This is a genomic window from Aestuariivirga sp. (assembly GCF_044239095.1).
Taxonomy (GTDB): Bacteria; Pseudomonadota; Alphaproteobacteria; order Rhizobiales; family Aestuariivirgaceae; genus Aestuariivirga.
On record NZ_JBIICB010000185.1, the window covers coordinates 1 to 8,627 of the forward strand.

Annotated in this window: 8 protein-coding genes and 1 pseudogene; 3 read left to right on the plus strand and 6 right to left on the minus strand. The window is 56.9% G+C overall.

Translation table 11 applies throughout. The annotated features are described in order from the left end of the window. Positions 1-51: 51 nt before the first annotated feature. The 6 genes and pseudogenes from ACILRA_RS15490 to ACILRA_RS15515 all read right to left on the minus strand — a co-directional run bounded on the left by ACILRA_RS15490 (position 52) and on the right by ACILRA_RS15515 (position 6,088). A complete protein-coding gene (locus ACILRA_RS15490) occupies positions 52-924 on the minus strand; it encodes a sugar phosphate isomerase/epimerase family protein (RefSeq protein ID WP_395662979.1) in 873 nt (290 codons plus the stop codon). Between the two features lie 11 nt (positions 925-935). Further along, positions 936-1,970, minus strand: a complete 1,035-nt coding sequence (locus ACILRA_RS15495) for a GMC oxidoreductase (RefSeq protein WP_395662986.1) — start codon at positions 1,968-1,970, stop codon at positions 936-938. A 384-nt stretch (positions 1,971-2,354) separates the two neighbouring features. Beyond that, a pseudogene (locus tag ACILRA_RS15500) lies at positions 2,355-2,453 on the minus strand (FAD-binding protein); the annotation flags it as partial. 105 nt (positions 2,454-2,558) lie between these two features. Beyond that, positions 2,559-2,909, minus strand: a complete 351-nt coding sequence (locus ACILRA_RS15505; RefSeq protein ID WP_395662980.1) for an ATP-binding cassette domain-containing protein — start codon at positions 2,907-2,909, stop codon at positions 2,559-2,561. After that, a complete protein-coding gene (gene hisD, locus ACILRA_RS15510; RefSeq protein WP_395662981.1) occupies positions 2,909-4,219 on the minus strand; it encodes a histidinol dehydrogenase in 1,311 nt (436 codons plus the stop codon). The genes ACILRA_RS15505 and hisD overlap by 1 nt, the downstream gene beginning before the upstream one ends. A 66-nt stretch (positions 4,220-4,285) precedes the next feature. Beyond that, entirely contained in the window at positions 4,286-6,088 is a 1,803-nt protein-coding gene (locus ACILRA_RS15515; RefSeq protein WP_395662982.1) for a thiamine pyrophosphate-binding protein, read from the minus strand. 111 nt (positions 6,089-6,199) lie between these two features. Here ACILRA_RS15515 and ACILRA_RS15520 point away from each other — a divergent pair, with 111 nt between their 5' ends. The 3 genes from ACILRA_RS15520 to ACILRA_RS15530 all read left to right on the plus strand — a co-directional run bounded on the left by ACILRA_RS15520 (position 6,200) and on the right by ACILRA_RS15530 (position 8,522). Further along, a complete protein-coding gene (locus tag ACILRA_RS15520; protein ID WP_395662983.1) occupies positions 6,200-7,066 on the plus strand; it encodes a helix-turn-helix domain-containing protein in 867 nt (288 codons plus the stop codon). A 102-nt stretch (positions 7,067-7,168) separates the two neighbouring features. Then, complete coding sequence (locus ACILRA_RS15525) at positions 7,169-7,864, plus strand: hypothetical protein (protein WP_395662984.1); 696 nt, start codon at positions 7,169-7,171, stop codon at positions 7,862-7,864. A gap of 4 nt (positions 7,865-7,868) precedes the next feature. Further along, complete coding sequence (locus ACILRA_RS15530; RefSeq protein ID WP_395662985.1) at positions 7,869-8,522, plus strand: lyase family protein; 654 nt, start codon at positions 7,869-7,871, stop codon at positions 8,520-8,522. The last annotated feature ends 105 nt before the right edge of the window (positions 8,523-8,627 follow it).

Sequence of the window (8,627 nt, forward strand, 5' to 3'; positions counted from 1 at the left end):
ATGAAGCCAAGAAGATCCTGGTGACTTGAACCCTGCTTCCCGGTCCGAACATCACGCCTGGTGCCAGTCGATTCGTGCCAACTGAAGCACTCCCTGAATGCTGTCTCGCGTGCGGATGCCGACCTCCTCTGCGGACATTTCAGCCAATCTAGGAGAGAAGACTTCTGGGCAGAGCTGGTTGAGCCCATTTGTTCGGGCCAGGATCTGCACAAGCTCCACGTTGGGGAACTCTCCGTCGCCCGGAAATTTCCGATCATAGCAGTTGTCCTTGATCGTCACGCCGGGAGGAAGCTGCAATGGTCCGTCATTCAATTGCACAGAGTGGATCATATGACCGGGGATGTCGTTCAACAGAGAGATGTCAGATCCGCCTCGCACCATGTGCCATGTATCGATGACAAGTCCGCCGTTCCTCGCGCCCGAAGTCTTGACGATCCGCCACGCCATCTCGAGCGTGGGAACGCCCCATAGGGGGATAGGCTCCAGATCGCAGATCAGCCCATGATCGTCAGCGCGCTTGCAGATGCGCGCGTAGTGCTCGGTTACTTCGTCGATCGACATTGAACCGAGGGGGAAGGTGGCATTCAGACTCATGTATCTCGCCCCGACACTCTCCGCCAGCGGGAAGAACCGATCTGCAGGCGTATCGACCGTGGCGATATACGCATCATCCATATTGTCGGGCAACCAGATCCTTGGCCATGTGTTCAATGGATCGAGGCGTCCAATGGTGATGCCTTGGCCTGCCGCACGCCTGCGCACTTCACCGGGCGAAATCCCAGCCGCCGCCATACGCTCAATTTCGATGGGCATCTGCGACAGATCTTTATAACCCGCCACGCGGGTTGCCAGAAGCTTTCCCGCAAGGTCGAGATGAGCCACATTGGAGAATGGCATCGCAAAGCTGTTCACGTGTCCGATCATCACGAAATCCTCTAGTGTGGTGACGAGATGCCGAAGTCTTCCCCGGCGATATGGGAGGCTGCCCTGAGAGCCTGCGCGGCTATTGTCAGCGCGGGATTCACAGCTGCCGATGATGGGAAGAACGAGGCATCGATGACGAAGAGATTGTGGTGGTCCCAGCTCCGGCAAAACGGATCGAGCACGGAGGTCTGCGGATCCGTACCGAACCGCGCCGTTCCGCATTGGTGGGAGGTTGTGGCGACTGGCATCAACTTGGTGAGGATGAGGGGTAAACCGGCACGTTTCATGGCGCGGGATGCCCGCTTGGTGAGTTCCTGGTGGGCGCGCAGGTTATTGCGGCGCACATCCATCTTGATTGTGCCGCCAGAGACGGTGATTCTATTCTCAGGCGACGGCAGGTCTTCCGACATGATCCACCAGTCGAAGCTACGCTGAGCGAGAAGCTCATTTACAAATTGAGGTACGAGCGGGTTGGCGGCAGTCATGACGCCGGCTCGCAGCTTGCCGAGTGACATCAGGCATCCCATCGGCCAGCGGAACTCATCATCGCCGAAATAATAGTCGTTTATCGTCACGGTCTTCTGGAACACCGTGGCATTCTTCCTCGCTCCCACGGCCATCATGGCAGAGTTGTTATGGGTCATGTAGTTGCGGCCAACTTGATCAGAGGAGTTCGCGAGTCCATTCGGCATCGCGTCCGTGGCGGAGTGGAGGAGAATGGCCGCTGAGTTGATGGCACTGGCTGAGAGCACGTATGTCTTGGCTGTAAGAACTTCGGTTCTTCCATCCTGCTCCACTTCGACACCTGCTATGCTCTTGCCATCAGGGTTCAGAAGAAGCCGGCGGACAAGCGTTGACTTCCGCAACACGACATGGCCCATCGCCAATGCCGGCCGGAGTGTGCTCATTTCGGCATCGGCCTTGGCGTCGATCTGGCAGGGATAGCCGTCGCAAGTTCCGCAACGGATGCAGCCCCCGCTTGGTGGCATATAAATCGAAGCTTGCTGGGGAAATGGATGCAGACCTTGGGAACGCAGCCGCTCCATCAGACCCTGCATCGGAAGGTCTGAGTGTACCCCCGGGTAGGGGTAGGGGCTGGACCGTGGTCCTTCTGTAGGGTCAATGCCACCCGTCCCGAGAACATGGAAGAGCTCCTCGGCTTGCCGATACCACGGCTCCATGTCCTCATAGGTCACCGGCCAGGCCGGAGAGATTCCATCATGATGTTCCACGACCTCGAAGTCACGAGGTCTGAACCGGATCATGGTGCAACCATAGAACTTCGTTGCGCCGCCGACATTGTAAAAAACGGAGGGGTGGAATGGCTTGTCGTCTCCGTCAAGCCACGTTTCACGAGCAGTGTATTTGCGGTCAAGATAGACTGCCTTGGGGCTCCAGTTATCTGCCTCACGAGGGAGGTCGGTTCCTCGCTCAAGTATGAGTACCGAAAGGCCCCGACGGGCGAGAGCCAGAGCCGTCGTCCCGCCACCGACGCCGCTTCCTATTACAATTACGTCAGGTGATGTCATGTAACCCCGGCCTTTTGAATAGTGAGTCTGCGGGCGGTGGAGCGTACCGCCCGCAGCGCATTTGGCTCTACTGACGAAGCTTCGTCCAGATCAGATCGTACTTTTTCAGCGTTTCCGCAGAACAGGTCGGGTTGACGTAGGTCTTATAGCCCGCAGGTGGATTGATCTCGGGTGCCTTGGCAAGGTCCGGGGACAGCAGGGCGTTAGCCGCCGAGACGCCTGTCGGGTAGGCTCCTCAAAGCCTGCCATGATCCGCAACAATGTGGTCTTTCCACAACCCGACGGTCCCAGGAGGGTGAAGAACTCGTTGTCGTGGATGTTGAAGTAGACATCATTTAACGCAATGACGCCGCCGCCGAAGGACTTGCCAATATCTTCGAGAGACAGGAGTGGCTGGCCAGATGGCCGCGATGTGGTCTCTCTGTCCGTCACGGCCCTCTCCCCCACGGCCGACATCAGATGGCCTCAACCGGCATGCCATATCCCACGTTCCGCTTTCCGTATCGGCGGACCCTGAGATTGGCTTGTTCGGCGTGACCGACAAATCCCTCCATCAGACAAAGCCTGGAGCCATAGGCCCCAATCTTCGCCGATGCCTCATCGGTCAGAACGCGCTGATAGGTGCAGGTCTTCAGGAACTTTCCGACCCACAGGCCGCCGGTGTAGCGCGCTGCCTTGAGTGTAGGCAGGGTGTGGTTGGTACCGATGACCTTGTCGCCGAAGGAGACGTTGGTGCGCGCTCCAAGGAACAGGGCGCCATAGTTGGTCATCTTGTTCAGGAAGTAGTCTGGATCCCTGGTCATGACCTGAACATGTTCGGATGCAATGCGGTCAGCTTCAGCGACCATCTCCTCAAGGGTATCGCAAAGAATGATTTCGCCGTAGTCGTCCCAAGCCTTGCCGGCTATGTCTGCCGTGGGCAGGATTGTCAGAATTCGCTCGATTTCTCTTTGCGTGTCGCGCGCGAGGCCTTCAGAGTTGGTGATCAGAACAGCTGGCGAGTTGACTCCGTGCTCCGCCTGACCCAGCAAATCGGTGGCAACCATCTCGCCATCGACAGTTTCGTCGGCAATCACAAGGGTTTCGGTGGGGCCTGCGAAGAGATCGATGCCCACTTTGCCGAACATGAGGCGCTTGGCTTCTGCGACATAGGCATTGCCTGGCCCTGCAAGCATATCGACTGGCGCTATGCTTTCGGTCCCGTATCCCATCGCGGCGATAGCTTGGACGCCACCGAGGACGTAGATCTCATCAGCTGCGGCGAGGGCCTGCGCAGCAACAATCTTTGATGCTATCTCCCCCTTGAAGGGAGGTGCGCAGGTGATAACCCGCTTGCAGCCGGCGACCTTGGCTGTGAGGACAGTCATATGGGCTGACGCGAGCAAGGGATACTTTCCACCGGGTACGTAGCAGCCGACATTCGCGATCGGTATGTTGCGATGGCCCAGGACGACGCCAGGCATGGTTTCGATTTCGAGATCAAGGATCGTCTGGCGCTGGGCAGAAGCAAAGTTGCGGACCTGCTTCTGCGCGAAATCGAGATCGGTCCGCTCCTGTTTGCTCAAACCATTGATACAGGCTTGGATTTCCTTGTCGTCGAGCCGATAGCTATCACGATCCAGGCCGTCGAATTTGATGCTCAACGTCCGGACCGCAGCATCTCCACCTTCGCGAACTTCGCGAAGCAAGGACTCCACAGTTTTCGTTACCGCCGGATCGCTCGTCTTGCTCTGAGAAATGCGGGCAGATTTGATGTGACGGATCATGGCATGTCCTATTGATGAGGGCGTTTCGGAGGTGAGCGGCTGCCGATTGCAGGCGACACCGCTGTGTCAGAGATGCTGTTCCTTCGCCCTCATCTTTTCGTAGTCTGCCTTTTCCTTTTCGTAGTAGTCGGGCGAGGGGAAGTCCCACCAACCTGTAGCGAAAGGACCAGCGGCGTCGCGCGAGACCATCACTTCGACAAGTGCGGGTCCACCGCAGTGGAGCGCTGCCTTCAGGCTCGACTCCAGATCTTCGTCCCGTTCGACTTTCCACGCTTGAAGGCCAAAGGCTTTTGCAATCGCGGTCAGATCGGCGGAGTAGGGATGACCGTTGCCTGCGTGATTGTTGAATTCGGAGGCAATGTGCCTGCCCATGAACTTGCGCATGCCGCCTCGGATCGACATGTACCCCTGGTTGTTGAGGACCAAAAACACGACGTTGATTCCGTTCATGACCGCTGTTCCCATCTCGGGCAGAGACATCATGAAGTCCCCGTCGCCGACGATGGCGACGACCTGCCGATCGGGGCAAGCTAACTTTGCGCCCATAGCGGCGGGCACAGCCCAACCCATCGGTGAATAAGATCCGGAGGTGATATGAGTGCGCGGCTCGTAAACAGTGAAGCTCTGCTTGACAGAGCCCTGGGTATTCCCAGATCCAATAACTACGATTCCGTTGCGGTCAAGAACCTTGCGGAGCGCCACGATGGGACGCTGCGACGTGAAGGGCGTCTCGCGACTGTTTTCGCGAGGAGACACGAGAGTGACCCAGTTGGCCTTGGCCTTTGCAACGTCGGCGAGAAACCCCTCGCGCTTGCCGAGTGCCTTCTTAGAGTCCACATCGGAAATCATGGAGAGAATTGCTTCCAGTGTCACCTTGGCGTCAGCAACGATTCCCACTTCAGTCTCGTAATTCTTGCCAATCTCGCGGGGATCAAGATCTATGTGGATCAGCTTTGCCGAGGGGATGGAGAAGGAGACGCCCTTGGCATAAGAAGAGGCGGACCAATCTGTGAATCGGCAGCCAACCGAGACAACGACGTCGGCCGAGGATGTGATGCCGTTGCCGCAGCTCGTGCCCGTCTGGCCAACTGCCCCAATGAACAGGGCATGGTCTTCGGAAATGGCACCCTTGCCGTTCCACGTTATTGAGACGGCGGCACCGATCTTTTCCGCGAGCCTCGTGAGTTCATTTGATGCATTCGCTGTTATGGCGCCACCACCCGCAACGATGACGGGACGTTCTGCTGACATCAATAGCTTGACAGCTGCTTCGATGGCACGGGGGTCAGGGTGAGCGACACCGATAGGAAGGCGCTTGTTCAGCGGATGGATAGTGACATCGTCAGCCTCGACCTGCACGTCCATCGGTACTTCCACGTGAACGGGGCCTGGCCGACCGGTCATCATCTCGCTGAAGGCGCGGTGCATAATCGACGGCAAGACCTTAACCGAAGTCGCCTGCCAAGCGCGCTTTGTGACCTGTTCGGTCACTCGAGGAAAGGCGTTGTCGTGCTGCCGCTCCAGTTCCTGCATCGTGCCGTGGCCATGCATGTAAGTCTGGGGCGAGCCTGAGACATAGAAAAGTGAGGTCGAGTCGCAGTAGGCGGTGGCGAGGCCGATGATTGTGTTAGCGGCGCCGGGACCAACCGACGTTGAACAAGCCATGGGCTTGCCACTGGCGCGGTAATAGCCGTCTGCCATATGGACGGCGCTCTGTTCGTGCATCACCTGGATGAAGGGCATTTGTGAGCCTTCCTGCAGGAAGGCGTCAAAGAGCGACCAGATGCCGTGACCGGGTACGCCTGCCACGTATTCGACGCCATATTCCTTCAGGGAACGGGCAACAACTTCACCACCGGTCAGCTTCATATGGCTCTCCCTCACCTGATGCGGGGCTGGGGCGCCTCGCAATTCTGGTCACCATCATCGGAAAGAGTGGCTTGCGTTTCAACTTCGCAGGGCCCAGAATAGTGAAGCGATATGACGCACTTCGGCATGGTGATGGAGTTCAAAGTGGACGTTCAGGAGTTCAGGCCAGCTAAAATCGCGGACTTTTCGGCAAACCTTCGCTACCTCTGCGATCAACGAGGCTCGGTCTCCCAAGTTTGCCGCAAGGCGAAGATAAACCGTCAGCAATTCAACAAGTACTTGTCCGGCCGCCATGTGCCCTCACCGGCAAATGTACGGATTATTGCCGACCATTTTGGCTTGACGCCGGAACTGATGTTTTCTGAACACCTGGACTTCCGAGCGTTAATTGACGGGAATTTTTTTGATACTTTTTCTCGACTGCGGCAGCAGCCCCAGGTCCAGGCCTTCATCTCTACTCTTATGGGCAATGCCGAAAGTGTCGAGGACTCGCTGTTGGGGGTCTACGACCGCTATCATTACTCCTCAATTTATCCGCGAAAGATTCTCCGTGCGGCATTTTGCATCTACCGTGGGCCAGATCTTCTTCAACATGCTTATGTTGAACGCTTCCCGAACTACGACCGTCCCGAGCAGACGGCATATACCTTTAAGTATCACGGCTTCGTCGCGCCGATTGAAGGCCGCATCTTCACGGTTGACTTCGAGAGTGCCCAGCGGAACGAAATGACGTTCGGCATCCTGTCGGTCGTGCAACGGAACTCAAAGCGCTTCATGTGTGGGATCACGAGTGGAATTGCAGCAACCATGTTCAGGCAGCCATTCTCGACGCGTGTGGCTCTACACTTCCGTCACGAGGGAATACTGACGAAGGACGACCTTCGGAACGCGACGACACTAGACATGAGTGATCTATCGATCCCTAGGGAGGTCCGCGAATATCTAGGCGACAAGCCAGATATGATCATTCCGAGCTAGGACTGCGTCACAGTGCGTCAGGAATGCGTAAATCGCGAAATGGCGTGGCTATCGGGGAAGTGATCTTCTCAGTCGATCGTACATGATGATGGAGCCGACGCCATGACAAACAAGACGCGACCGTTGGCTTTCGCTGATGACTTCATTCATGCGGAACTCGTAGAGAACCCCCGCGACTACAAGGTCGAAGACGCTGTCGTCGTGAATCTGTCGCCGAAGCCGTTAGTCACAGGTGACGAACACCCGGCCATCGTTCCGGCGTGGAAGTCGACGTGGCTCAAGGGTGGCAATGTCCGGCAGGGTGAGCGCGCCGCCACTATCAAGGTGAAGCGTCGTACCAATCTCGGTGGCTGCGTATTCCGGGGATGGGAGTGGCTTGGCAACCGTATCAAGAGCTTCCCGCGTGACACGCCGCTCTATATTTCACCCTTCGACAGTATTGGCACAGTGAGGGTGGACCCCCACGTCTTTACCAACGAGCGGGCGACAGCCACTCAAGAGCAGGACTTTGACATTCGTCTGAACCTCTGGTGGTCGCCCGGAGACACAGACTGTTTCATCCACAATGAACATCCATTTCTCGAGGTGCATACCCAAATCCACGGTTTGGGTCGCATGCAAAAATTCCGCGAGCGCGACGACAAAACCATCTACGAGGACATGCCGATGGGCATCGGCTTTTCTCACGATCCGTTCTGTAGGGTTACGGGTAAGAACCAATGGACTTATCCTTGGCATCGCTACTACGCGGACACGGACGCCGTCTGGCTGGCAATCGAACTGCACTCGCGGGGCTAAGTCCGTGTTCCCGCAGTCCAGAGAACACGGCCCGGCCAGGACAGAATACGATTCGCTTGGTCCCGTCAGCGTTCCTTTTGGTGCCCTCTATGGAGCCCCGACGGAGCGGGCCGTCCGAAACTTCCCAATTTCAGGGGTTCCGATCAGCCAGTTGCCGGACCTCATACGGGCCCTCGCACCTATCAAGAAGGCTGCGGCGAGGGTAAACGTCAAGGCCGCGCATCTTACGGAAGAAAAAGCCAACATAATCTCTCGTGTTTGCGATGAAATCATCGCCGGCCAACATCGCCAGCATTTCCCGATCGATGTCTTCCAAGGAGGGGCTGGAACATCGAGCAATATGAACATGAATGAAGTGATCGCCAATCGCGGTCTCGAACTCATGAGCCGAAATTGCGGAGACTATGATCACCTTCATCCAAACAATGACGTCAACCGTTCCCAATCCACTAACGATGTTTATCCGACAGCCATCCGCATGGCTTTGATGATGTCTGTGCCGGGTCTCATTGAGGCGATGGAAGCTTTGGCTGGCGCGTTCGAAGAAAAGGGGCAGGTGTTCTCAGGCATCCGCAAGCTCGGCCGCACCGAGCTTCAGGATGCAGTGCCCATGACCTTGGGCTCAGAAATGAGTGCCTACGGTGTCACCATTCGGTAAGCGCCGTCTACGCCCCATAGAGATTGGTGTTGCGGTCTGAGGGATCATCGGAGTGATGGTGACGGGGCAGCTGATTTGAGCGCTCACAATGAGGTCACTGGGGAA